We start from the raw sequence: 25649 nt of genomic DNA, 5'->3' as shown, positions 1-25649 counted from the left end.
GATAGAGAAAGTGGGTGAGTTAGTTTTTGCCAAGTGCGCAGAGGAAACGCACACGAGCGAGGTGGAATTCCTTAGTCGCGTTGATCAAGGATGATGATAGATGGAGCAATTGCTCACGCGATCTCAGCACGGACTGAAGGTCAGTTTGGCCATTGATGTAGGCCTCATTGAGCTGCACGACTTGTGTCTCAGCTAGGGGAAGGAGCTCGGCTTGAACTTCTCTAGCTAGCTTCGCCCATTCCAACATTTCTTCTTTTGCGGTGGTCGCTTCTTGTTTGATATTTGCTTCTAGCGCTACAGTTTCCTTCTGGCTTCGGATCTGGCGTGCTTGGGCTTCTTCGATGGCGCCTTCATTTTTATTCCACAGCGGCAGGGGAATGGTGATGCTCAAGCCAATCTTAGTCTCCGTTTCGTAGGGATCTGGATGGTCTTGTGATTTTTCTAACCCACCGTGAATGCCAGCTTCGATATCTTCATATCTGTTAGCTCGTTCGAGCGCTATCAGCTGGCTGCTAGTGAGTTCTTTTTGTTTGGCTAGCTGGTAGTCGGCGCGGTTCTGCGGTGTGATTGCTAGCTGGGGAGTTTCGATAGCTGGGAGCTTGTCGGCCACTTTTACTCGAGCGCTGACAGGAAGCCCAAGGAGGGTCTTGATGTCGCCGGTGAGCTTGGCTTGTTCTGCTTTGAGTTGGCGAATTTCATTGGATAGCTGAGCAGCCTCAAGGCGGGCTTGGCCAGCATCGAGGATTGATCGTTCGCCTTTTTCAGCGGCTTGTTTGATGAAATCAGCCAGTTCGTTAGCATTGGCGATTTGTTTGTTGAGCAAGCTGCGTTGTTTATCAATCGATTGGATTTCAATGAGTAGTTGTTGGGCATTGCCTATCAGCTGACGTTCGAAGTCTTGGATCTCGATTTTTGCTTCTGCTATCTCCGCTAGGCTCACGGCTTTTTCTAGTTTGAGCCGGCTGGTGATAGGGAATTTTTGCACAATGCCAATGGAGCCAGATGCCTCACTCGATCCTCTAGTACCTTCGTATTCAAATTCTAACTCTGGGTTGCTGAGGCGGCCAGCTGCCTTGCTGCGCGCGATGGCTTCATTGACTTGTAGGCGAGCTGCCGCGAGGTCTGGGTTTTGCTTTTTCACGCGGTCAGGAATAGATCGCAGGGTGAGAAGCAGGCTTTCCTGAGCGCCAGCTGGAATGAGTCCAGCTAGTAATATCAGGCTAACAGATGTGATTTTAAGATATGTATTTTTCAAAATGAAATTTGGGTAATTGCTTACATGGGGATGGAGATCATCCGGCTAAACAAGGGCACAAAGCGGGTGCCTTTGTCGTCATGAAGGGGAGCAAAAATCGTCAGCCAAAAATGCTTGGCGGTAATGACGAGCTCCGATTAACCCAAATTTGGACCACGCACTGGAGTGGTCACAGGTATATAGAAAATGGAAGATGTTAGGAATTGCGGGGATTTCTCCCAGCTACTAGCATCGATGAGTTCTCGCGGAGGAACCTCGAGATTAGGTAGATGATCCCACGGTCTGAGGTGGCTGAGCCAAAGGTGGGCGTCATTAGAAAGAAGTTGATTTAAGACGCTAGAAACCCCGAGATCATGGTCTGGCCGAGTGTAGCCTTTGTCGATAATTAGGCAAAGCGAGCAAGCATCGGGGTGGGTATTGTGTTGGTGATGGTGGTGAGCTGGAGTTTCAGAATGCTCGTGCTCAGTTTCATCGACGCTAACTGTGTGAGAATCATCACAGTGCTGGCTGCTGCATTCGATAATTTCAACTGGCTGCTTGTGTTCGTGAGTGCAGCATGGGTTATCAATGATGCCGTAGTGCTCTGCCATGCAGGTAGCAAATGACACGCCAACGAGCATCATGATGATGCTAGCGAAGATGTGAATGTGCGACCTCATACATTTGTTATTAATAGAAAAGAGTGGTGGTGTCAAATTTGATTTCTCTGGTGAGCAATAGGCGTTTCATAATTAGTCTTTCGTTGCGGATCTTTTTTAGCTGGCCATGACCCGCTTGGGTGAGCAGTTTGCAGTTATGGATCACGCAATTGGCATCATCGGAGGAAGTGGACTCTACGAGATCGAGGGTTTTGAAAAAACGGAAGAACGCACCGTTGAGACCCCATTTGGCATGCCGTCGGATGTGTTAGTTGGCGGTAAATTACACGGTCGCCAAGTTTGGTTTTTACCGCGTCACGGCAAGGGCCATAGATTTCTCCCGCACGAGATCAACCACCGCGCTAACATCTGGGCGTTAAAGAGTGTTGGGGTGAAATGGCTGATTTGCATCACCGCCGTGGGGAGCTTGAAAAAAGAATACGCGCCTCGACACATTGTGCTGCCTGACCAGTTTTTTGACCGCACGAGCCGCCGTGAGCATCATACTTTTTTTGGCAAAGGCATCGTCGCTCACATTAGTTTTGGTGAGCCAGTTAGTAAGGGGCTGCGCCAGCTGCTTCATCAAGCCTGCGCAGAAGAAGGCTGCATGGTGCACAATGGTGGCACTTATGTGAATATGGACGGACCTGCATTTTCAACTAAGGCGGAGAGCCTGGCTAACCGCCAGCTTGGCTTTGATGTGATTGGCATGACTAACTTGCCAGAGGCCAAACTCGCTAGAGAAGCTGAGATTGCGCTAGCAACGATGTCGATGGTGACGGATTATGATTGCTGGCACGAAGAGGAAGAAGATGTTAGCGCGCAGTCAGTTCTGGATCACCTTCATGCTAACGCCTCAGCTGCTAAACGCGTGCTGCAGCGCGTGATTGCGACCATTCCAGCTGAAGCTAACTGGCCAGAGCATTCAGCCCTTGATGGATCATTATTTACGCCCGTAGAGTATTGGCCAGAAGAGACCGCTAAGTCGCTCGAGCCAATTCTAGCTAGAGTGAAATCAGCTCAGTAATTTTCACAAAAAATGCCCAGCTGGTAGGTCCAGCTGGGCATTTTTTTGGTTAAAATTAATGCGCGTGATAGGCTTTGACGAATGCCTGGTAGGCGGCGTCTAACTTAGTGACATTTTCTACATCAGTGGTCTGTTTGCACTTCATGGCGTAAACAGTGATCTGGTGGAGCAGGGTGAGCTTCTTGATGTATTCTTCGCTGTTGGATTCATCCAGCTTGATGCGCTGAGCGAGGAAGTATTTTGCCACCGTGTCCTGGATGTTCTGCGCGTGTTGTTCTTTGTTATTTACCCAGCGGGTGACTTGGTTGGCATTTTTGCTATCGCCAGCCAGCTCGGTGATTTGGCCCATGGCTTTTTTGATGGTAGCGATGTCGGTTTTCATTTCAGCGAGCACGTTAGCATCGTCGTAAATGCCACATGGCACTTGGCAATGAGCGTCAGCTGAAGGAGTAGGGGCTAGGGTGAATGCTGTAGCTGCCAGCAGTGTGGGAAGGATGAATTTTTTCATGGTGAGATAATGATAGATGAGACTTTGAATTGCGCAAGCTAGAGTTGATGCTTGCCGTTGGCTGGCTGGCTATTTAGAAATTCCTCATGCGCGATATTGTTTTTTTCGATCTAGAGACTCAGCGAAGCTTCAGTGATGTTGGTGGGGCGTCGAATAAAGACAAAATGGGCATGTCTGTGGGCGTGACCTACAGCACGAAGTTAGATGAATACCGCATTTATGGGGAAGCCGATGCCGATGCTTTGGTGAACCAGCTGATTCGCGCTGACCTTGTTGTTGGCTACAACCATATCTATTTTGATTACCCAGTTCTGCAGGGATATACCATCTACGATCTAGCTGAACAGACAGTGAATCTCGACATGCTATTGGAGGTGGAAAAAGAATTAGGTCACCGGCTGAAGTTAGATGCGCTGGCGTCAGCGTCTCTGGGTTCAGGAAAATCAGCCGATGGTCTGGATGCGCTGCGCTGGTGGCAACAGTATAAAAAGACTGGCGATCATAGCTGGGTGATGAAAATTGCCGAGTACTGTGCCTTTGACGTCAAGGTGACCAAGTGCGTTTACGAATACGGTGTGGAGCACGGTTTTCTCAAATATGAAGACAAGCAAGGTCAGATCCAAGAAGTGAAGACCGATTGGGCATAGCCTAACTTTCTAGTTGGCGCGCCTGCTTGCGAGCTTGGCGCCATTTTGAAAATCTCATTTCCAGCCAGTAGAGCAAGCTGGCCATGATGATGCTGGTAATGAGGAATAGTCCGCAGGTAGCGAGCGTGTACCACCAGATTTGCTCTTCCTTGGCCCAGCCGATGATAGGGTAACGCATGAAGCCATTAACAAAAAATAAGGGCATGGAAATGGCGCCGATGTAGGCTAACACTTTGCGTATTGGCGAGCTGCTTTTCAGCTGGCCGCTGATCCACTGGAACAACGCTAACATGAGGATCAGCGAGGCGAGCACGCTCGGGTACCAGAGGAAAATGAATAGATTGCCAGCTAGATAAACAGCGGCGGACGCCCACAGCCAGCTGGCTTTGATTTTCAGCTCAGACTTACCAGCTAGATAGACGCCTAGGCAGAACTCAGGCATGTGCGGAATGACGGTGTAGAATAGGTTGAAGTATTGGTGTGGCCAGCAATAGGTAATCAGGTAGGCGACCAGTGTTAGTTTGAGCAATCCTTTATCGCCGCGCTTTTGATAAAAGCTGAGCAGGAAGGGATAGATGACGTAAAACTGGGCAATTAGGGAAAGAAACCACCACGGTCCAACTGGTGAAAACGCGTATTGTTGGAAGAAGCTGGATGTGAATGTTAGCTTGGTGATGAGACCAACCCAGTGTTTTTGCAGCATGCTGAGCATGGCTTCTGGACCGCTGAGAAACCATCCTTGATAGAGTAGCCATGCTGCAATCGCTAGGATAAAGGTGGGGTAGAGTTTGCCAATGCGCACTTTGACAAACGGCCACCAAGCGGGTGATGTCTTGGCGTATTTCACGCTCAGCCCGTAGGCGCTGAGGAAGAGAAATACCTGCACGCCGTAGTGCCCCATGAAGTGCATGGTATTGCGAATTCCGTCTAGCGGGTCGCTGATCCACAGATGGATGAAGTCGCGAAAGCGTGATGCTTTAAAGCCAAATTCGTTTTCGCCGGGGAGTTCTTTAACGTGATGGCAGAAGTTGTGAGCTGCGATCATTAGAATGGCTAGCCCGCGGTAGAGTAGTCCCTCAGTTAGGGAAATTGGTTTCCAGTTCATGGTTGTAGTGGTGATTACCAAGCTGGATTTCCATCCATGTCTAGCGGCAGCCAAATGATGGCGACATTCTTGATCTTGATGTTCTTTTTGTATGGTTTGATTTCCACTTCAGTTAGCTCGATGGTTTGCGGGTCAAATTGCTGATCTAGTTTTTCTATCTCCTGCTGGAGCTCAGCTTCGATGGCTAAGATGTCGTCTTCGATAGATTCGATTTTCTCTTCAGCTTGTTTGACGTCGCTGTGTTGTTTGTATGCGCGAGTTGCGGAGCTTGTGCTACTCGAAACGGTGCTCAAACCTATCTTTCTTTTGCCAAATAGAGCACCCACAATTTTCCCTAAAATGGAAACACCAGCTTGAATCTTAGCGCTGGAGGCTTCTGATTCTTGTTTTTTCAGGTAGCGCTGAGCGGTCTTCAGCTGGCTTTTTTTGCTGTGTACTTTTTTACTAACAGCTAGTTCGACCTTGGCGACGGCGAGGTCGCGAGATTCTCGAGCTTCTTGTTTCAGCCGTGCGCGGAAGGTGGCCTCGCTCTCCGCGATTTGGCTGTGTTCATCTAGGCTCGGGCAGGTGAGTAGTTTTGCGCGCTCGTTTTGGTAGATCCAATCGGCAAATTCAGACGTGCTAGATTTGTAGTTAGCTGGCTGCACGGCATAGGCTGGTAGTGGAGAAAAGCTGGCGTCGGCAACTGGGGAATCCTCTAGCTGCTGGCTGGGAATGTTGAGCTTGATTTCATCTTCCCAGTCGATGCCGGTGGCCAACATCTCATTGACCTTGCGGATTTTTACCAGCTTATCGAGCTGGTATTTTTTTGAGCTGAATGTGCACTCGGCCTCGCGCAGGAGGGCTGGTGAGTAGCTTATCCGGCTGTTAGCTAGTTGTGCGGGAACAAAGAATTCTTTGATAGAACTCGCTAGAGTGGGGCGCGTATTCTCATTTGCGCTGGCAGCTTTGGCGGCGGCCATGCTCATGCCGGTGCTAATGACAGCTGGCTGGCTAGGTTCTAGCTGGGTAAATTCATCGCGTTTAGGATCCATCAGCGATTTGATCTGCGTGCGAGTTAGAGGTCCGCGCAGGTAGCTCATGACCCAGCGGACATGGAAGTAAACGGGGCCGTCGTCATGCACGTTGTTCATCATGAAAACGCGGCTTTTGAGCCCGCTGAGTGTTTCCTCTATTTGTTTGCGATCAAGCGGATTGGCTTGTTCTTGGCTGGCGCTCATCAGCCCGTCAATGACACGTTGTTTGTCTTGGTCTGTCTGCAGCCTGCCGAGCCACCATGTGCCGATGTTAGAAAGCGCTTTGTAGTCGAGATCTACTGGGTTCTGGGTAGCTAACAATGCGCCCAAACCAAATGCACGTCCTTGCTTGAGGATGGTCATGAGCGGCTTTTTGCTGGCTGGGTTGGCGGTAGGTGGGAGGTATCCGTAGATTTCATCCATGTAGAGCAGCGCGCGCAGGCTGCCAGTGCCAGCTTGTCTGCGCATCCACGCTAACATTTGGTTCAGTAGCAAACTGACAAAAAACATGCGCTCGGTATCACTGAGGTGAGCGATGGAAAAGATAGAGATGCGGGCGCGCCCATCGCGGTGATAGAGCATTTCGTCGATGTCCAGAGCTGGTCCGCTGAGCCAGTTTTTGAAACTCGGTGAAGCGAGAAGTCCATTGAGTTTCATCGCTAGGCCGTTGCGAGCCTTTTGATTGATGAAGCTGTCGAGGTCGATGACGCCTATTTTATGAAAACTTGGCTGCATCACTTGCTGGATGAGCGTCTCTAGTGTTAGGTCCTGCTGTTTCAGCCAGCAGTGCTGGAAGATGTTGGCTAACAAGATGGCTTCTGGGCTCTGGATGGAATCTCCTTTGTGGCCTATCAGGGTGAGTAGTGAGGCGACGGTGCTTTCGATACAATCACCAAGCAGCTCGCTGTCGTCGAGAATTTCCGCAGCAGGTGCCTGCAATGAGCCGAGGATGGAAACGGGAATGCCTGCTTTGCTGCCAGGCGTGAACACATTGACGTCTACCTTGTTTTTGAACTGCTGGATGCGTTCGCCGTTTTGCCCCCAGTCAGCGAGCCCGTTTTTCCAGAGCTGGGCAGTTTTCTCCGCGGCTTCAGCTGGTTGCAGGCCTTTTTTACTGGCTTCGTTAGGATCTATCCACGGGGTGAAGTCGTCAGCTTGCAGCTCCGGGAATGTGAGCATGAGGTTGGCGATATCGCCTTTTGGATCGATGACGATGGCTGGAATGTGATCCATGCCAGCTTCTTCTAGCAGGCTTAGGCAAAGGCCAGTTTTCCCTGAGCCGGTCATGCCGAGAACTACGCCATGAGTGACGAGGTCTTTTGAGTCATAAAGCAGCGGATCGTCAGCTAGCTTTTTGCTAGCGGGATCATATTCGCGACCTAAATAAAAGCTGCCGAGCCCTTCGTAGTCATCAATCGTCAATGGCATGGTAGGCAGGCTAGCAATTTATCCAGCTGAAGGAAAGCGAGAGTTTGACAATCGTTTAAAACCGTCGCGGGGTTGATTTTTTCTGTAGATGAAGGTGAAAGGGGAGACGAAACTCAAGCGTAAATATAACAGACGGTTTTCTGATAGTTTGCTTGTCTAAATGACGTCTTTAATTACGCGCTCTCATTTGTCTACCAAATGGATATTGTTAGTTCGATGGATTGAAGCTCAATTATATGCGACGTTTAATCGGTTAAATCGATAATTTTGAAATGTTAAATTTTCCTTGTTTGCGCCACCTTTACCTCTAAAATTAATTCATGAAAGCGACCGCCCTCCTCACCACGATAACCCTAGCCTGTTTGAGTCCATTTGCATTAGGTGCCTCAGAGCTAGAAAATCTGCGTGCGATTTGTGCAGAGCAAGAACGCCAAATCCAGCATTTGGAAAAAGAAAACGAGTCACTCAATGATCTTGTTGCTAAGCTTAAGGCGAACAAATCGGCGGCAGTGAAGCCAATTGGTGAGCAAGCCGCTAAATCAGTGCCGGCAAATGCCAGCCAGATGGTTAGCCAGGAAAAGAAGGCGCCAACGGAAGCTAAACCTGAGGCCGCCAAGCCAGCTCCAGCGGTAAAAGCTGCGCCAGCAAAAGGTGAGACTTACACGGTGGTTTCTGGTGATTCGCTATATAAAATTGCCAACAGCAAGGGTGTGTCTGTAGCGGCGATCATGGAAGCGAGCCAGCTGTCATCTACCAAACTCGACATTGGCCAAGAGCTCACTATTCCACCAGCATCAGGTGTGCAAAGTGATCCGACGACCAGCCAGATCTCAGTGCCAGTGCTGAAAACTCCAGGAAAATCACCAAGTCCCAAGCCGTCAGCTGATAGTGCGCACACTGCGGGAACTTACGTGGTCAAACCGGGTGATACATTTTACTCTATCGGCAAAGCTCACGGCGTGAGCACAAAAGCATTGATGGCAGCTAACCCAACAGTGAAGCCGTCAAATATGCGAGTGGGTCAGAAACTTAAGTTGGTCTCGGCTGGTAGTTCTAGCAGCTCCCAGCCAGCTACAAGTAAAGCCCCTGCGCCTACCAGTATCGCGCCAGCTAGCGAGCCAGAAGCCCAAGTGGCTAAAGTGAGCCAGCAGGCAAAAGTGCGACCAATCAACATCGATAGGCCAATGACTTTCGAGGAGTTTGCTAGAAAGCATGGGGTGAGCACGGACCAGCTGAATGCGCTGAATAAGCTGACTCTGTCAAAGAATCAGGTGCTGGCTGAGGGCTCTGAGCTCTACGTGCCAGTGAAATAATTAGATCTCAATTTATACTAATGGGAGCGTGGCTGATCTGTCTGTGCTCTCATTTTTTGTGTCTTAGTTTAGCGGCTAGCTATGCGTCGCCTGACTGTGTTCCGCCAGCTCGAGCGCTTGCGCAGCACGTCTCAAACACTCTGCTAGGCCGGCATCGCGACGACTGGTGAATTTGACTAAGACATCTCTATCACCTGTGCCGTACTTGTTGATAGAAACGGAATAAATCCTTTCGCCACCGGGGTCTTCTCTTTCTCTCATTGTTGTCGCCCCAAGATTTGTAATTTCGATCATGCTTTAGAATGGCATGAGCTGGTGGATAAATCAAATCGAAATCTAGCAATGATGGAATGTGCTTGCCGATCTAGCTGAGAAAATGCCCTAACGGGGCTAGTTGTTGCGGGGCATTTTGAGGAAGTTATTTTTTCCCTTTGAGCTGCTTGATGGCGTCTTGGTGAGGCTGTTTGGGCACGAGTTTTTGAGCATCGCACCCACATCCATGGCCGCAGTTATTTTTCTTTTTCGGCCGCAAGATGCGGTAGGCAAAGATGCTGATGGTGATGATTACCACAGCGATGGCGAGAAATTCCTGCAGATCCATAATGAGCTAAATTACCACCAGCTAGCTGACGAACAAGCTGCCGATTTGGAAAACGAGTAGAGCGGCGATGTAGGCGATGGCGGTCATGCCTCCCAGCTGGGCGAGTGCCCATTTCCACGAACCAGTCTCACGTCTAACGACAACGGTAGTTGGTAGACATTGCAATGCGTAGACAAAGAAGACAAGCAGGCTGAGCACGGTGAGAGGCGTGTAGACTTTGCGTCCATCTGGCCAGGTGGCATTGTTGAGCCTATCACTGAGTCTAGATTCTAGCTCATCATCTTCCTCGTCTACTGAGTAGGAGATGGCGAGGTTAGAAACAAAGACTTCACGCGCGGCGAAGGCGGCAACGAGTGCGGTTCCAGTGCGCCAGTCGTAGCCAAGTGGCTCGACGACAGGTTCGATTGTTTTGCCAATGCTGCCCATGATGCTTTGCTCGAGAGCCAGCGCTGGATTGTCAGCCGCTGGGCTGTCTTCAGCAGGTTTTGGGTAAGTTTGCATGGCCCAGAGGAGGATGGACAGGCCGAGGATGACGGTACCAGCTTTGCGAACAAAGGCGTAGCCGCGTGAGCCCATTTGCTGGGCGATGTATTTGAGATCTGGTTTTTGGTATGATGGCAGCTCCATGAGGAAGTGCACGGGCTCTTCTTCACCCTTCACGCGCGGGGCCAGAAGCCATGAGGCGAGGAAGGCACTTAGGGTACCAAAGAGGTAAATACCAGCGAGTAGGGCGGCTTGAGTCCAGCTAGGTTTATCTGCCAGCAGCATGCCAACGAGGAGGAAATAGACGGGCAAGCGAGCGGTGCAGCTCATCCACGGGGCGATGAGAATGGTGAGCAGGCGTTGCTTGGCGCTCTCCATGGTGCGGGTAGCCATGATGCCGGGGATGGCACAGGCATAGGAGCTGAGTAGGGGAATGAAGGCTTTACCGCTGAGGCCTACTTTGCTCATGAAGCGGTCCATGATGAAGGCGGCGCGCGCCATGTAGCCGGTGCTTTCTAGCAGGCCAATGAAGAGGAAGAGCAGGAGAATCTGCGGCAGGAAGATGATCACGCCGCCAACACCTTCGATGATGCCATCGCCGACGAGGTCGCGCAGGTCACCTTCGGGAATGAGTGGGGTGACCCAGCCTTTGAAAGCGCCAACGCCTTCTTCAATCCAGCCCATTGGGATTTCAGCGAAGCTGAAGATCGTCCAGAACATGCCAAACATAATGGCGGTGAAAATCATCCAGCCAAACACTGGGTGCAGAAGGTATTCGTCAATCTTGTCGCTAGCGGTCAGCTCCATGGCCTGCTGGCGGCGAGCTGAGACTGAGCAGATTTCTTTCACGCGGGTGAAGCGCGCTTTAGAAATGGCATCTTCTGGGTTGGCTTCCAGCTGGCTGATTTGTTTTTCAGCGAGGTGCTGCCATTCTGCTGGGATGGTTAAATTGGTTGCTTTGAGGTAGGCTGCGTCAGCCAGCAGGTGCAGTGCGTGGGCGCCGTGGTCGTGGCTTTCTGAAAGCTCTGAGGAAAGCGTGTGGATGGCTTTTTCGATGTCTTTACTCACCGACCAGCTGCGCTTGGCTACTGGTGGGAATGGATGGCGCAGCGCTTGTTTGACTTCGACGATGCCTTTGCCGCGCGACGCGTGGCAGGCGATCACTGGAATGCCGAGCTCTTCAGCGAGCTGCGTCACGTCGAGGCGAATGCCTGCATTTTCCGCGAGATCGATTTTATTGAGTGCGAGCACTGTAGGGATGCCGAGGTCGATGCACTGCAGAGTGAGGTAGAGGTGGCGCTCGAGGTTGGACGCGTCAGCCACACAGATGATGATGTCTGGGCGGTCGTCGCCTTGGATGTCGCCAAGCAGCGCGTCGCGGGTGACTTCTTCGTCAGGAGAGTTTGGACTCAGCGAGTAGCAGCCGGGAAGGTCAGTAATTTCTACTTTATGACCGTGCGGAGTGCGGAAATTGCCAGTTTTCCGCTCAACGGTGACACCTGGGTAGTTGCCTACCTTTTGGTTTTCTCCGGTGAGGGCATTAAAGAGTGTGGTTTTCCCGCTATTTGGGTTTCCGACAAGTGCGACTTTATCCATCGATGACATAGTGGTGTGCGACTAGGAATGTGGTGGGAGCAAATTGCTATGTGCAATAGGCAAAAAAAATCAGCCAAGGCGGCTGAATGGTTACTTAGGGTGCTTTAGCACATTTCGACAAGGACTTGATCACCAAGCTTGCGATTTACAGCCAGGCGAGTGCCACAGGCTGAACAGATCATGTTGCGACCATTGGAGAGTTTGCAGATTTGCATTTCTTCACAAAATCCCATTTCACGCAGGCGCTTGCATTCTGGACCAGCAAGCTGGCGAATACGCAGCTGACATCCAGCGCTCGCTTGACTCAGGGTCATCGCGCTATCGGCTTTCAGGTCTTGGGCTAGGTCGGCTATCACTTCAAGAGCAATATGCGCAATTGAGAATCGATTGCAATTAGTATTTTGCTTTTTTTTGCTGTTTAGTTAACGAACGGGCCAAAGAAACTATCTAAGAGTAGGTTACGGCACGTCATTTGGCTTGCTAATTGGTGCTTACAGGCTGAGGATTCAGCGCATCAGGATGGACGATATTCGCATAGAATCATTGGTTAAGGAATTTGGAGAAGAGCGCGCGCTGGATCACGTGAATCTGCATGTGGAGGCAGGTGAGCTCTTTTTTTTACTGGGCTCCAGCGGCTGCGGCAAAACGACCTTGCTGCGCTCGATAGCTGGATTGGAAACCCCCGATCACGGACAGATCTTTTTTGGCGATCGGGAGATGAACAAGGTGCCAACGCACAAGCGTGAGGCCGCCATGGTGTTTCAGAGTTTTGCGCTCTGGCCACACATGACAGTGGGGCAAAATATTGCCTTCGGGCTAGAAGAGCGACGCGTGCCGGGCAAAGAAATCCGCGAGCGCGTGGATGATGCTCTTGAGCGTGTCCAGCTAGCTGGCTACGGCGAGCGTACTATTGATCAGCTTTCAGGTGGTCAGCAGCAGCGTGTAGCGCTGGCTAGGGCTCTTGTTGTAAAACCGAAATGCTTATTGCTCGACGAACCGCTCTCTAACCTAGACTCGCGACTACGTATGGAAATGCGCAGCGAGATCCGCCGCATTGTGAAAGAAAATGGTCTGACTGGCATTTACGTCACCCATGACCAAGAAGAAGCGCTGTCTATGGCTGACCGCATGGCCATCATGGACCAAGGGCGAATTCTACAAGTAGGTACTCCTGAGCAAATTTACCGCGACCCGCTGACCGCTCACGTCGCCAGCTTCATCGGTGAGACCAACTTGATCGAAGGCGAAGTGGAAAGCATCGTGCGCGACGACCGCCACATGAGTGTGCGAGTTGTCTCCAGTGCTGGATTTTTCCAAGGCCGCGTGACTAAGGCAAACTGGAGACCGAGCGAAGGTACGCCAGTCTTAGTATCCATTCGCCCTGAGGCGATGTACATTGACGATAGCCGAGATGTGCTCAATCGCGTCAACGGCGTGATTGAAGAGTCCACCTATCTGGGCCGCTCAGTACAATACCATTTCCGCGGTGATGACGGGTTGCGCTTGCGTGTGACTGAAGTCAACCCGCATTGGATGCGTCAGCCCGGTGATCACGTCGCTGTGTTAGCTCGTACGCGAGACGTTGTCGTTCTTAAGCATTGATCCATTTGCTGTGAAGATTTTGTTCTACTCTATCAGGCCGTATTTGAGAAAACGTTACCTGACGTTTTTGGCCTTGCTGGCCATCGTCCTCGCTCCAGTGATGCTCAAGCGCACTGGCGCCATTAAGTCGTGGACGTCAGACCGCAGACTCACCGTGATGACGCCTCATAACGAGACGATCCAGCGTGAGTTAGGCGCCGCATTTATTGATTATTGGGAAAAGAAAACCGGTGAGAGCTTGTACATCGACTGGCGAGTGCCAGGCGGCTCTAATGAAATCCGCATGGTGCTAGATAGTCTCTATCAGGCAGCTGATAAACGCGTAGCTGACGGTGATGGTGATGGCGGTATTGGTGTCGATGTGCTTTTTGGTGGCGGCCAGCTATTCTTTGAGCAAGAACAACAAAAAGGCAGACTGGTTGAATTGAATGTCTTTGCAGAACAGGTCGACTTGTTTGCTAACTCAAGCATCCCCGCGTCATTCACAGGTGAGCCATTCTACGATGACGAAAAGCAATGGGTGGGTGTCTGCCTGTCGCAGTTCGGTATCGTCTATAATGAAGATGGCCTCAGAGCCATTGGCGTAGAGGCTCCAAAAACTTGGGACGACTTAGCTGACCCAGCTTACTTTGGAAAACTAGCTCTAGCTGATCCTACCAAGAGTGGATCGGTGGCAAAAGCATTTGAGATGTTAGTGCAGCAGAAAATGCACGATAGACTGAAGAATATCCAACAACAACCGGGTGAGCCAATGGACAAAGCCATTGCTAGAACCAAACGTGAAGGTTGGACTGACGGCATTCGCTTGATTCAAAAAATAGCCGCCAATGCCCGCTACTTTACTGATAGTGCAACTAAAATCCCGCATGATGTAGCTCAAGGTGATGCGGTCGCTGGCATCTGTATCGACTTCTATGGACGTACTTACAACCAGAGATTCATGCAGCCTGACGGCAGTTCACGTGTGGGCTGGGTTGCTCCTGTTGGAGGCACCTCTTTGAGTGTCGATCCTGTAGCCGTTCTTCGTGGCGCTGCGGAGCCAGAGTTGGCGCAAGAGTTTGTTAGCTTCCTGATGAGCGAGCGCGGCCAGCTACTCTGGAATGGCCAGCCGGGATCTAGTATTGGTACTAACAAGCGAGCGCTGCGTCGTTTGCCAGTACGCAGAGATTTATACATTCCAGAAAACCTAGCCCAGTTCACCGACCCCGAGGCGATGCCATTCGAGAATAGTGGCGATTTTGTCTACGACCCCGAGCTAACACAAAATGTCTTTGGCTCGCTGCGCTTCATTATCCGCGTGATGTGTATGGATTCTCACGATGAGCTGAAGTCCGCATGGAAAAGCCTGATAGACGCAGATTTCCCAGTGCGGGCGATGGCGATATTCAACGATGTCTCTGAGGTGTCTTATGAAAAGGCTCAACACGAAATTAAGCGCGCCATCGAGAGTGGTAGCAAAATTGACCTCGTTGAGCAAAGTATCCGTAAAGGCACCGTATTTAGAGTGAATTTTAGCAAAGTCAAAAACATGGCTGACAAAGGGAGATAGCATGAAGAATAACAGAGCCATATTAATTACCGCTGCCGTAATCGCATTCTTCACGGTATTCTTTTTGTTCCCCATGGTGTACGCCCTGCAGGCAGCATTTCGAGCTGACGGCGGTGGTTTCACCTTCAAGTATTTGTTGGGTGTCTTCCGTAATCCTATCTACCTAGAAGGCCTGTGGAATGCGCTGCGGGTTGGCATCGGCTCTATGGTTTTGGCCATATTGATCGCTTTCCCTCTCGCTCTAGCTTCGCATCGTTGGGTATTTCCAGGAAAGAAGTGGTTAGGAGTTTTGATCCTCGCACCGCTGGTATTGCCGCCATTTGTTGGCGCTGTTGGCGTGAAGGAAATTCTCGGCGTTCACGGTAGTTTTAATGCCATTCTCATTCAGTTTGGCATGATGGATGCAACCAACCCGCGTGATTGGTTAGGCCAAGGACGATTCTTTGGTGTGATTCTAATGAACGCACTGCACCTCTATCCGATTCTCTACATGAACGTTCTAGCAGCTCTGTCAAAGCTAGATCCCGCGATGGAGCAAGCTGCGCAAAACCTTGGCTGCCCACCGTGGGAGCGCTTCAAGCGCATTACTCTGCCACTCTGTATGCCGGGTATTTTCTCTGGCGCTGCCGTGGTCTTTATTTGGTCGTTCACCGAACTCGGTGTGCCTTTGGTCTTTGATTATACGCGGATTTCATCGGTACAAATATACGACGGCATCAAAGACCTGAACCAAAACCCAATGCCTTACGCGTTGATCTTTGTGATGGTTTTGATTTCTACCATTATCTATCTGGTTTCTAAATCACTCTTTGCCAATAAGGCGGTGGTGGTGGAAGGAAAACCTAGTGTCGCCAGTAATGAGCGCATCTTGTCGCCAGCTAAGGGCATGATCGTCTCGGCGGTATTCATGAGCATTTTTGTTATCGCTTGTATTCCTCATATCGGCGTGATTTTGCTTTCTGTTTCTGGTGATTGGTATGGCACGATGCTGCCATCTGATATGACATTGGCGCACTATGGTGAGGGGCTCAGCCATCCACTAGTGGTGCCATCTATCCAAAATAGCTTGTTTTACGGGCTCGGCGCTACTGCCTTAGATTTGATTTTGGGCACTGCCATTGCTTGGGTGATTGTGCGCAGTACCATGCGCGGTCGTCATTTGCTAGATGCCTTAATGATGTTGCCGCTAGCTGTTCCCGGTCTTGTTTTGGCCTTTGGTTATCTCGCGCTTTCGCAGCCGGGTCAACCGCTAGACTTCCTTGTTGGCGCTAGCAATAACCCTGCGATGTTGCTGATTATTGCCTATGCCGTTAGGCGTTTGCCTTACGTAGTGCGCGCCGCTGTAGCTGGCCTGCAGCAGAGCAACGTGAGCTTAGAAGAAGCGGCTAGAACCATGGGCGCGACCGCTCAAAGTACGGTGCGCCGTATTGCTTTACCATTGATTGGTGCCAATCTAGCAGCTGGTGCTATCTTAGCATTTGCCTTTGCCATGCTGGAAGTATCAGACAGTCTGATACTTGCTCAGCAAGCCGAGCACTATCCTATCACCAAAGCTATTTACGCGCTATTGAGTACTTTGGGTAACGGCCACGAACTGGCAGCCGCGCTGGGTGTATGGGCGATGGTCTTCCTCGGTGTTGCGCTGATTGGGGCATTTACGCTCGCTGGCAAAAAAGCCGGTGGCATCTTCAGGTTCTAACTCGCTGGCTAGCAATTGATGCGTTTTCGATCGCAAAATATGCGTGAGAAATCGCACCAGCTGGTGAGCAAGAAGCACGGCCCGTGTCGTTTCTATATTATCTATGTTGAAGCAGTTTGATAAAAAGAGACGTCAGCCCAGCGGGCAAAAGGCCTTCAGTTTGATGACCAAACCGATAGGTCCGATCTGCAACATGCAGTGCTCGTACTGCTATTACCTCGAAAAGCTCAATCTGTACCAAGACAAGAAGGGCGTGCCAGCGAATTTCCGCATGGATGACGATGTGCTGCAGGCTTATGTGCAGAATTTCATTCTCTCGCAGCCGAGCAAACTGCCTGTCATCGAATTCACCTGGCAGGGCGGCGAGCCCACACTGCTCGGCCTCGAGTTTTTTGAAAAAGCCGTTGAATACCAAAAGGAGTTTTCCAACGGTCGCAACATCGCCAATGCGCTGCAGACCAATGGTACTCGCATCGACGAAAAATGGGCTAAGTTCTTTGCCAAACACGATTTCCTCATCGGCATCTCCATTGATGGACCAAAAGAAATCCACGACGCCAACCGCGTGACTAAAGGTAACAAAGGCACCTGGGACAGGGTGACCAAGAGCATCAAGATACTGAAAAAATACGGCGTTCGCTACAACCTCATGGTGGTGGTTAATAGCCTGAATGCTCAGCAACCACGCAAAGTTTACGAGTTTCTCCGCCGCATCGGTGATGGCTGGATCCAGTTCATTCCTATCCAAGAGCGCATCACTCAGGATGAAAATGCCGTGCTTAAGTTAGTTACTAACGAGTACGAAGGTGAAGCCCAAGTCACCAAAGAAAGTGTGAGCCCTGAGGCATGGGGTAAGTTCTTGATAGAGATTTTCAATATCTGGGTGCAGCGTGATGTTGGTCGTGTATACGTCAAACAATTCGACAATGCGCTGGAGGCCTTTGCTGGGCAAATGCCGAGCACCTGTGTGCATAGTAAACATTGCGGCCAAGGCCTAGTGATGGAGCACAATGGCGACGTCTTCGCCTGTGACCACTACGTCTATCCTGAGTTCAAGATTGGCAATATCAAAGAGAACTCACTCGAGGAGATGGCCTGCTCAACTTTCCAGGAAAACTTTGGTGAGAAGAAATACACCACGCTGCCACAACAGTGCCTGCGCTGTAAATATCTACCAGCATGTTTTGGTGAGTGTCCAAAACATCGTATCACCACTAACGAAGAAGGTGAAAAAATCGCCTACCTCTGCGAAGGTTATTACGCGTTCTTCAAGCACACTGAGCCTTACATGAAAACTATGGCCCAACTGCTCAAAGCCCAGCGCCCACCAGCTGAAATCATGCAGATGATGAGCAGCTTCGAGTGGAAGGGGATCTAGACCTTCTCTCAGCAAGTTTAAGGTCTTGACTTAAACGTTCATTGTCGTTGTTTTGTCTTCAGTAACTGCCGAACAATTCTTTTGTGAGGCAAGCTGAAGTCATGCCACGATGATGAAGTCAAGTATCCTAACGAGTCTATTTTTTGCCAGTTCATTTCTAGCTGGAAATTGCGAGCAAACGCAGCAGCGTGTTGTAGTGGCTGGCGAGCACAGCCAGCTTGATGAGAAGGTGAACGCGCTCTTCGCAGAGCAGCAGGAATTATGCGAATCAATTCTAGCCAGCTCTAACGATTATTTGCTAGCCTCGCGTGATGACTGGCAAGCGAAACACCTTCAGCTAAAAGATAGATATAGTTTGCTCCAAGCTGAAGAAGCGAAGCTAGCTGGTCAGGCTGCTCAGATGCTAGACGGCGGTCGCATGCTTGTTGCTGCCTGTGATTTCTCTCCAGCTAGATCCATACCTACTCAATGGGTGAGCAGTTCCGCTAGAGTGCCGTCAGGTTTACCCGAGTTGACCTTGGCTGACGGACGTAGCTTAAAAAATGTTAAATCTCGCGACTTTCAAGCTGACGGATTTTGGGCCGACCACGATGAAGGATCATCATTTGTTAGCGTGGCTGATTTGGCAGAATCAGACAAAGTTCAATTTGGCTATTCCGGAGTTTTAGCTGACGCTGCGCTGCTGGCTGATCAGGTTTATCTTAAAGTGAGTGCGGCATTGGCGATAGAAAAGCATGCTGAGCGAGAGTCGCAAACCCAGCATGCGCAGATGGTGCAGGCGCGTACCATCGAGGCTCAAAAGAAAAATACCGCACAGATTATTAGGTTTAACAATGAGTTAGCAGCTGATCGCCAAGAGCGAATGGAAGCCATTCAAGCACATCAAGCTGAGATGGCTCGTGAAGCCGAAGAAGCTCGGGCTGAGCGAGAACGCTTACTTCAAGAGACTCTTATGCTTTTAGAAAAGGAGATGCAAGCTGATCGTGATAATCAAGTCCAACTAGAAAGACCGTTAGGTGAAGATGATCAATTAAGTGAGCTTGAGAAAATGGAGCGGGAGCATTTGGCTTATTATGAAGCCGTGATGGAGCAGTCTTCGGATTACGTTAGGAGTGAGCCGGAGATAGCTCCTATTCCTATACCTGTATTTCAGCCTGAGCCAGACTCTTCTTCAAATTTTCCAACGAGCAGTAGTGCGAGTTCAAGTTATGCAGGAATCTATACGGGTGGTAATAATCTCCCAGAGATTACTTATCCTGACTTCGACACGGTAGTTGATGGGGAGTAGGAAGGTACGTTTGGCTAGGAGGCAATTCAGTCCTGCTCAGATTGAAGCTGTCTATGATCGTCTGTTAGCTGGCTCGTCTGACTAGCGCAAAAAAAAAGCGACAGCCATCAGGTGGCGTCGCTTTGATGATTTTTTCAGCTAGAAATTTCCAGCTGGTAGAATGATTTGCGCTTAGCGTTTGAACTCGGCGATAGTTTCCATCAGTACCTGCATGTTCTCAGGCTTGGCAGATGGCAGGATGCCGTGGCCAAGGTTGAGAATATGACCGTGGCGGCCTTCCATAGAGCTGAGCAGGCGGCGAGCTTCCGCTCTAACGATGTCAGCGTCGGCGCTGAGAATGATTGGGTCGAGATTGCCCTGAACCGCGATGTTAGCTGGCAGGTCGTCGTAGTAGCTAGGCAGGTCCACAGTCCAGTCTAGGCTGAGGATGCTAGCGCCAGAGGCGACGAGCGCGTCTTTTTGGTGAGCCATGCCTTTGGCAAATAGGATCACTGGGAAATCAGCTGGTAGAGCGTCGATGATGCGGCGGATCCACTTCATGGACATGTCTTCGTAGTGGCCAGCTGGGCAATAGGCACCTGCGCTGTCGAAGATCTGGATGGCATCCACACCGGCGGCGATTTTCATCTTGATCAGGTCGGTGATAGAGGCAACGAGTTTTTCCATCAGCGCTTCAAACTGAGCAGGCTCTTTGTAATAAAGTGTTTTCAGAGCAAGACAGTCTTTTAGTGAGCCACCTTCAGTCATGTAGGCTGCGAGCGTCCATGGTGATCCTGCAAATCCAAGCAGTGCTTTTTCGTCGCCAATCTCGTTGCGAGTTAGCTTGAGTGCGGCTGGAAGGTAGGCGAGTTTTTCCTCGATGTTAGTAGGATCGAGAGCGGCGATTTTTTCTGGGCTATCGATGATGAAATCCATGCCGATACCGCCGCCATCGCGGAAGTGGTACGGTTGGCCAAGCGCTTCAGGAATGATGAGGATGTCTGAGAAAATGATAGCGGCATCCAGCGCGTAGCGGCGCAGTGGCTGCAGGGTGACTTCAGTGGCGAGCTCTGGCGAGCGCACCATTTCAGTGAAGCTATATTTCTCTTTGAGCGCGCGATACTCTGGCAAATAACGGCCAGCTTGACGCATCACCCACACAGGAGTTTGGTCAGTTTCTTGACGGTGGGCGGCTGCTAGGAATCGTTGACGTGAGGTCATGATAGGAAAGAAGTAGGTTTGTTTTCAGTGTGCAGTTTTCAGCAGCGAGCCAGCTGGAGCTGGCTGCTTTTGAATGAAGAAAGGGACTTAATTTTGCGGTGGTGTGCTATTGGCTCTGTCGCGCAGATAGATGAGGATCGCTGGCACGAAGGTGATCACGGCAATAGCTCCACATGAGAGTGTTAGCCAGAATAGTGCACCATCGGTAAAGCCGTAGCTATGAAGGCCAACGCTGAGTAGGTTAACGCCAAACCAAGCTACTAACACGGTGATTGATGTCAGCGAGAGCATGGTGGCGTAGCCGAGTTCGTCGAGCTGCTTGCCCCATTTGCCGTGGACAATTAACAACAGCCATAGGCAGATGAGTAGGGCGCCATTTTCCTTAGGATCCCAGCCCCAGAAGCGGCCCCAGCTCTGGTCACCCCAAATACCTCCGAGGATGGTACCAACGATGGCAAATAGCAACGAGACGAGCGTGATGCCAACGAAGTTTTTGGCAATGCTCTGCAGCAGTGCTTTGTTCTTCTGGTTGAAGAGTCTAACGTAGAGATAGACGGTGGCGATGAGGCCTGCAACCGCTGAGGTGCCGTAACCGATGGTGATGGTCACCACGTGAGTGGCTAGCCAGAAGTTAGAATCGAGCACGGCAACCAATGGTTTAAGAGTATCGCCCTCGATGGCGTATTTGAAGCCGACAAAGTGAAGGATGGAACCAGGCACGATGGCGACAATTAATCCGAGTCCGTCACGGCGTTTCCACTCGACGATGAGGCCAACAAGAACGCAGGTGAATCCAACAAAGATGATAGACTCGTAAATGGTGGTCACTGGCGGGCGGCCACGGATGAGCATGCGAAGCAGCAGGCCATAGGTGTGAAGTAGGAATCCGAGGGTGACCCATGAGAAGGATACCCAGCGAAGATTTTTGCCGTTAGCTTGCAGCCAGCTGATAGCGAGGAAGATGAAACCAAGTACGTAGAACGCTAAGCTGTATTCAAATGAGTCGAAATGGTTGTAGAGCATTTCGGTGGCATTCTTGCTGAATGGCAGAGTGAAACCGATGCCTGCTAGGAAACCTGGCACTTTCCATGCATTGATGGTTTCTGGGATTTCCAGTCTGATGTTTGGAGTGATATCTAGGCTGTCAATGTAGCTAGGAATCAGCTCTTTGGCTTTTTCGTCCTCTTTAAAAGAGAGTGCGAGAATGACTTCTGAGAGCTGAGCCAGCTGGCTGGATTGCGTCTCCGTTAGGTCATCTCTAGCAATGGCTTCCCATGGAGATAACCACGGGTTAGAGTCTGGATCTTCAGCTGGCGGGATCAGTGCGATGCTCTGGAATGATGACTCGTACTGCTGCATGCGGAACATCTGCTCGGCGACGGCATAAGCGGCGCGCTCGTAATCAGTGTGCTCGTTAGACGGCTTGCCTTGCATGCCTGTGAGGATAGGCTCGAGCTTTGGCATGGCTTCGGACAGCTGGTAGTAGCTGATCGCTTTGCCGGCTGGGAAGTGCATGTCGGCAGCGAGCTTGGCGTCCATCACCATGACTTCAGGAGTGAGTGCTGTGAGGCTGCGGCTGACGGCAAAGATAGTGCGTACGACGTTATTAAGGTCGAGCAGTTGCTTCTCTACTAAGGTGCGCAGGTCAGTATCTTTTTCGTAGATGATTTGGATTTCGTCAGACTTAGAGTCAATCGGCTCGCGCAGTTCGTCTAGGCTGAAGAGTCCGTCGAGACGTTCTTCTAACCCGAGGTGGTCGATGAGGTCTGGATTGCGCAGGCGGAAAAACTTGATCTGATAGGCTGCGTCGCGGTCGAGTACCAGCTGGGCAAACCATTGGTTGTAACCAAGCTTTTCCTTGTCTTCGCCCTTCACCGTAGATTTGTGATAGGCGGAGAGCAGGTGGACTTTAGCAAAACTATCTAGCGGCATGATGCGACCACCGTGGAGCACAGGGATCGGGCTGAGTAACTCACCTGCATCAGCGGTGATGCGCTCGGATGCTAGCTTGCCGGCTTCTTTTTCGTAGGCGTGGCTGCTAGCTGGAATCAGCCAGCTGAGAGCGGCCAGTAGGATGGCTAGATATTTCATGGGAAATGATGGCGTCATGAGATGATTAAGCTTTTTGTTTGGCGGCTACGATGAGACGTGGAAGTTGGATGACGAGGTGGAGCAGTAGCCCCAGTGCGATGGTGATGATGGCGTAATACGGTAGGCTTTCACCGTCGTTGTACACCACTTGGAGAATGCTGGTATTGCGTTCACCTTGGGTAAATGATGCCTGATAGAACGTGAACCCGTGACGGCGCAGCGGGTGGTTCATGTAGATTTTGACGTTTTCGTGAGTATCACCTTCGATCACCTCAACCATGGAGCTGTAAGCGCTAGCCATGCTGGTGCCAGCGTGCAGCTCGCGAGTGAAGGTGTCTAACTTGATGGTGAATGGTAGCTTGTAAACGCGTCTCTGCAGGATGATTTCGTATTCTTTGCCATCTTCAGCGGTGACGGAAATGCGTGGCAGGCCAGGGCTGTTGAGCAGCATGTAGGTGCCATTTTGGCCTTCTTTGAGGCCGCTAATGTCTACCATCATGCCAGCTAGGTTTTGGTCCTTAGCATCGTGAGTGAGTGCTTTGAGTTTGAAGTTTTGAGCTGCGCGGTTGATCAGCTTGTCGTTGACTTCAGATTCCTTGCGAGCGGTTGGCTCACAGTTAGGGTAGTATTCAAGGATGTTGAATTTCAGCGGCAGGCTATCAGCTGAGAATGGCTCGTTCACTCGGAAGAAACCATCGGAGAATGCGGTGACTTTGTCTTCATCTGCAGACGATCTATCAATGACGGCGATTTCCAGCTCGTGGAAGGCGCTGAATTGATTGGCTTGCTCACCTTCTTTTAGGGCGACGTTGCCCTCGATGGTGGTATAGGCGGTAACTACACCACCGATCATGAGGATCATCACGCCGATGTGGGTGATGTTGATGCCAATCATTTTCCACTTCCACTTGGTGGAGAAGATGAGTTTAGCAGTTAGGTTGACCATGATGATGGCCATGGTGAGGCGGCCACCTGGCACAACGACGAATGGCATGTCCAACGGTTGGATCCACCATGAAGAGAAGTATTTATCTAGGCAGAACTGCAGGCCTGAATACTTCTGGGCGATGGTGCCGATGACGACGAGCACGATTAGCCAGAGTGTGGCGTAATAGAAAATGCCCGCTGATGCCAGCGACTTGATAGAAAACTTAGATGCGGATGATTGGCTCATTTGCAGATAGATTCGGTAAAGAGGATGAAGTCTGACTGGATTGATTTCAGCTGGTCGTTAGGACCAGTGGCTTTGATGAATATAGCTTTTTCGTCTGGCAGCGGGATGATGGCTCCGAGAATGCCGTTAGCGGGAGCTTGGTCGTTGTAGATAGGAGTGATGAAACCTGGTCCGACGCGAGTTTCTACAGGCTGCATGCTAGCGGCGAGCGCTTGGTCCTCGAGTGGCTCGAGTCCGGCTTGTTGGCGCCAGCGGTTGATGTTAGCGGCGAGGTTGCCACCAAATACGCTGATGGACGCTTCTACGCTGTCTTCTCCAACTGTTGGGATAACGATGGTAGCTAGGCGCATGGCTGAGCCAGCTTTCTCTGACCAGTTAGCTGGCAGTTCCCAGTGGAATCCAGATCCGTGAGCGTGGCCTGAGCCACCAGAAGTTGGAGCCATTCCAGCAGGCATGGCAGGCATTTCACCTGGTGCTGGCGATTTGGGAACCGTATATTCTACGATTTCGCCTTTCTTTTTACAGGCAACGAGTGCCAGTGAAGTCGTGAGCAGTGCGAGTGTGCGGTACATGGAAATTTCTAATCAGGTTAGTTAGGGTAGTTCGCTAGCATTTCCAGCTGGAGAAATTACGAGCGATAGATCTATTACTCAGCAGCTTTCCACTCGGCGAGAGTGGTTTCAGCTTCGGGTCTGAGTTGTTCGTCTTTGAGTGCTTCAAGGTAGGCTTCTAGCAGGCTGATCGCTTCGGCTTTTTTACCACTTTCGTAGAGTGCCTGAGCGAGTGGTCGGCGAGCTAGGTTGAGTGATGGGTCGGCTTCTAAGCTGACGGTGAAGTCGGCAATGGCGAGGTCGAATTTTTTAGCATCCATGTAGGCGAGTCCGCGATGCAGCTTGGTATCGATGTCGTCAGGTTTGACTTCGAGCGCGCTGTTGAGGTCTTCAATAGCGGAGTCAAACTGCTGCAAGTTGCGTTTCAGATAGGCGCGCTGGTTGAGCAGACGCAGGTCGCGGCTGTCTAACTCGAGTGCTTTATCTAGGTCGCCTAGGGCTTTTTCGTTATCGCCAATAGTCATGTAGAGCATGGCGCGCGCTGAGTAGTTAGCAGGATCTTCTGGGCTGTCAGCGATCGCCTTAGCCGCATTGTCTAGAGCCATTTGAATGCGCTCTTGCATGGATGCCTGCGGTGCTGGTGTGTCTGGAGAAACATTAGCGTGGTTGGCGTCATCTGGCATGCCACCAGAATGAGCGTCAGCTTGCGCTGCAGCAGCTTGTTCGGCACGTTTTTGTTCACGTTCCAGAGCGGCTTCAGTTTCTTTGTGGGACAGATCCATAACCTGTTTAAGGTCAAAACTGAGAAGGATGGTGCCGATGATGATAATTGTATAGAGAGCGAGCCTCATGTGCAGTAGTACGCGGTGAGATGTGATGTTTTGCAGGTTAGATGCGAGCTGGGGGGCTGGCCGCGGCAAGGTAGCACGGATTACAAAAAAGCCCACGGGAATTTTCACCGTGGACTTTGTAATTAGAATTTGTGCTTTTGAGCAGCTGTGAGTTACTCAGCGTTATTGAGTTCTTCAAGCTTTGCGCGTGATTGAGCGGAAGAAGTAGCCGCCCACTGAGCGCGATATTTTGCCGCTTCTTCTGCCGTGACGATGGCGGATTCGTTGCCGAATGAGTTGCGAACATATGTCAGTACACCGGCTAATTTTTTGTCATCAGCGAGAGCGGCTTCGAGTGGAGCCATGATGCCCAGGTAATCTGCATCTTCTTTTTTCACACCTTTGAGCACGATGAGAGCGAGCACGTCTGGCTTGCCATTTACAAATGGTGAGCCGGCGATAGGAGGTGCCATCAGCTTGTCGCCAATCTTGAGGCCTTTGCCGTCAGCGCCGTGGCATGCTTGGCAGGTCCCGTAGGCTGCTTTACCAGCGGCCATGAGGTCAGCTTTTTCGTCAGCATGAGCTGGTGCAAATAGGGCTACTGTGAGAGTGGCGATTGAAAGGAGTGATTTTTTCATAGTTCGAGTAGTTGTTATCCACCTTGTAGCAA

Annotated in this window: 23 protein-coding genes; 8 read left to right on the top strand and 15 right to left on the bottom strand. The window is 50.8% G+C overall.

What is annotated here, in order from left to right; all coding sequences use genetic code 11:
* Window positions 1-19: 19 nt before the first annotated feature.
* Window positions 20-1255: a TolC family protein gene (locus JIN82_RS16330; protein WP_200312742.1), complete on the bottom strand. Its 1236-nt coding sequence runs from the start codon at window positions 1253-1255 to the stop codon at window positions 20-22.
* Between the two features lie 137 nt (window positions 1256-1392).
* Window positions 1393-1914, bottom strand: coding sequence for a hypothetical protein (locus JIN82_RS16325; protein WP_200312741.1), 522 nt, complete (start codon window positions 1912-1914; stop codon window positions 1393-1395).
* Window positions 1915-2050: 136 nt separating this feature from the next.
* On the opposite strand from JIN82_RS16325, the gene mtnP reads away from it, so the two are divergent.
* On the top strand, window positions 2051-2920 hold the full coding sequence (mtnP, locus tag JIN82_RS16320; RefSeq protein WP_234042122.1) for an S-methyl-5'-thioadenosine phosphorylase: 870 nt from the start codon (window positions 2051-2053) through the stop codon (window positions 2918-2920).
* Window positions 2921-2975: 55 nt separating this feature from the next.
* Here mtnP and JIN82_RS16315 read toward each other — a convergent pair whose 3' ends face one another.
* Complete coding sequence (locus tag JIN82_RS16315) at window positions 2976-3428, bottom strand: superoxide dismutase [Ni] (RefSeq protein WP_200312739.1); 453 nt, start codon at window positions 3426-3428, stop codon at window positions 2976-2978.
* Between the two features lie 86 nt (window positions 3429-3514).
* Here JIN82_RS16315 and JIN82_RS16310 point away from each other — a divergent pair, with 86 nt between their 5' ends.
* Window positions 3515-4075: a ribonuclease H-like domain-containing protein gene (locus JIN82_RS16310; RefSeq protein WP_200312738.1), complete on the top strand. Its 561-nt coding sequence runs from the start codon at window positions 3515-3517 to the stop codon at window positions 4073-4075.
* 1 nt (window position 4076) lies between these two features.
* Here the strand turns inward: JIN82_RS16310 and JIN82_RS16305 are convergent, their stop codons facing one another.
* A complete protein-coding gene (locus tag JIN82_RS16305) occupies window positions 4077-5180 on the bottom strand; it encodes an acyltransferase family protein (RefSeq protein ID WP_200312737.1) in 1104 nt (367 codons plus the stop codon).
* A gap of 14 nt (window positions 5181-5194) precedes the next feature.
* A complete protein-coding gene (locus tag JIN82_RS16300; protein WP_200312736.1) occupies window positions 5195-7624 on the bottom strand; it encodes an ATP-binding protein in 2430 nt (809 codons plus the stop codon).
* A 320-nt stretch (window positions 7625-7944) separates the two neighbouring features.
* On the opposite strand from JIN82_RS16300, the gene JIN82_RS16295 reads away from it, so the two are divergent.
* Complete coding sequence (locus JIN82_RS16295) at window positions 7945-8937, top strand: muramidase family protein (RefSeq protein ID WP_200312735.1); 993 nt, start codon at window positions 7945-7947, stop codon at window positions 8935-8937.
* Window positions 8938-9012: 75 nt separating this feature from the next.
* Here the strand turns inward: JIN82_RS16295 and JIN82_RS16290 are convergent, their stop codons facing one another.
* The 4 genes from JIN82_RS16290 to JIN82_RS16275 all read right to left on the bottom strand — a co-directional run bounded on the left by JIN82_RS16290 (window position 9013) and on the right by JIN82_RS16275 (window position 11931).
* A complete protein-coding gene (locus tag JIN82_RS16290; protein ID WP_200312734.1) occupies window positions 9013-9198 on the bottom strand; it encodes a hypothetical protein in 186 nt (61 codons plus the stop codon).
* A 157-nt stretch (window positions 9199-9355) separates the two neighbouring features.
* A complete protein-coding gene (locus JIN82_RS16285; protein ID WP_200312733.1) occupies window positions 9356-9538 on the bottom strand; it encodes a hypothetical protein in 183 nt (60 codons plus the stop codon).
* Window positions 9539-9559: 21 nt separating this feature from the next.
* On the bottom strand, window positions 9560-11617 hold the full coding sequence (gene feoB / locus JIN82_RS16280; protein WP_234042121.1) for a ferrous iron transport protein B: 2058 nt from the start codon (window positions 11615-11617) through the stop codon (window positions 9560-9562).
* Window positions 11618-11721: 104 nt separating this feature from the next.
* Window positions 11722-11931: a FeoA family protein gene (locus tag JIN82_RS16275; protein WP_234042120.1), complete on the bottom strand. Its 210-nt coding sequence runs from the start codon at window positions 11929-11931 to the stop codon at window positions 11722-11724.
* A gap of 205 nt (window positions 11932-12136) precedes the next feature.
* On the opposite strand from JIN82_RS16275, the gene JIN82_RS16270 reads away from it, so the two are divergent.
* The 5 genes from JIN82_RS16270 to JIN82_RS16250 all read left to right on the top strand — a co-directional run bounded on the left by JIN82_RS16270 (window position 12137) and on the right by JIN82_RS16250 (window position 19133).
* Window positions 12137-13219, top strand: coding sequence for an ABC transporter ATP-binding protein (locus tag JIN82_RS16270; protein ID WP_200312730.1), 1083 nt, complete (start codon window positions 12137-12139; stop codon window positions 13217-13219).
* Complete coding sequence (locus JIN82_RS16265; RefSeq protein WP_234042119.1) at window positions 13200-14768, top strand: ABC transporter substrate-binding protein; 1569 nt, start codon at window positions 13200-13202, stop codon at window positions 14766-14768. Before JIN82_RS16270 ends, JIN82_RS16265 begins: the two co-directional genes overlap by 20 nt.
* 1 nt (window position 14769) lies before the next feature.
* Window positions 14770-16467, top strand: coding sequence for an ABC transporter permease (locus tag JIN82_RS16260; RefSeq protein ID WP_200312728.1), 1698 nt, complete (start codon window positions 14770-14772; stop codon window positions 16465-16467).
* Window positions 16468-16630: 163 nt separating this feature from the next.
* On the top strand, window positions 16631-17845 hold the full coding sequence (locus tag JIN82_RS16255) for an anaerobic sulfatase maturase (RefSeq protein ID WP_234042118.1): 1215 nt from the start codon (window positions 16631-16633) through the stop codon (window positions 17843-17845).
* A 109-nt stretch (window positions 17846-17954) separates the two neighbouring features.
* A complete protein-coding gene (locus JIN82_RS16250; RefSeq protein WP_200312726.1) occupies window positions 17955-19133 on the top strand; it encodes a hypothetical protein in 1179 nt (392 codons plus the stop codon).
* Window positions 19134-19304: 171 nt separating this feature from the next.
* Here the strand turns inward: JIN82_RS16250 and hemE are convergent, their stop codons facing one another.
* The 6 genes from hemE to JIN82_RS16220 form a co-directional block, all read right to left on the bottom strand.
* Window positions 19305-20333 (bottom strand): uroporphyrinogen decarboxylase, encoded by a 1029-nt coding sequence (gene hemE / locus JIN82_RS16245; RefSeq protein WP_200312725.1) that lies wholly within the window; start codon window positions 20331-20333, stop codon window positions 19305-19307.
* 87 nt (window positions 20334-20420) lie between these two features.
* On the bottom strand, window positions 20421-22442 hold the full coding sequence (locus tag JIN82_RS16240; RefSeq protein ID WP_234042117.1) for a cytochrome c biogenesis protein: 2022 nt from the start codon (window positions 22440-22442) through the stop codon (window positions 20421-20423).
* 7 nt (window positions 22443-22449) lie between these two features.
* Window positions 22450-23598 carry a cytochrome c biogenesis ResB family protein gene (locus tag JIN82_RS16235; RefSeq protein ID WP_200312723.1) on the bottom strand — a complete coding sequence of 383 codons (1149 nt, stop codon included), beginning with the start codon at window positions 23596-23598 and terminating at the stop codon, window positions 22450-22452.
* Window positions 23595-24170, bottom strand: coding sequence for a hypothetical protein (locus tag JIN82_RS16230; protein ID WP_200312722.1), 576 nt, complete (start codon window positions 24168-24170; stop codon window positions 23595-23597). Before JIN82_RS16230 ends, JIN82_RS16235 begins: the two co-directional genes overlap by 4 nt.
* Window positions 24171-24244: 74 nt before the next feature.
* Entirely contained in the window at window positions 24245-25108 is an 864-nt protein-coding gene (locus JIN82_RS17630) for a tetratricopeptide repeat protein (RefSeq protein ID WP_200312721.1), read from the bottom strand.
* A gap of 44 nt (window positions 25109-25152) precedes the next feature.
* Window positions 25153-25617, bottom strand: coding sequence for a c-type cytochrome (locus JIN82_RS16220; protein ID WP_200312720.1), 465 nt, complete (start codon window positions 25615-25617; stop codon window positions 25153-25155).
* Between the last annotated feature and the right edge of the window lie 32 nt (window positions 25618-25649).

The organism is Persicirhabdus sediminis (assembly GCF_016595495.1).
Classification (GTDB): domain Bacteria; phylum Verrucomicrobiota; class Verrucomicrobiia; order Verrucomicrobiales; family Akkermansiaceae; genus Persicirhabdus; species Persicirhabdus sediminis.
Note: the sequence above shows the minus strand (reverse complement) of the source record. Positions and strands in the feature narration are given on the sequence as shown.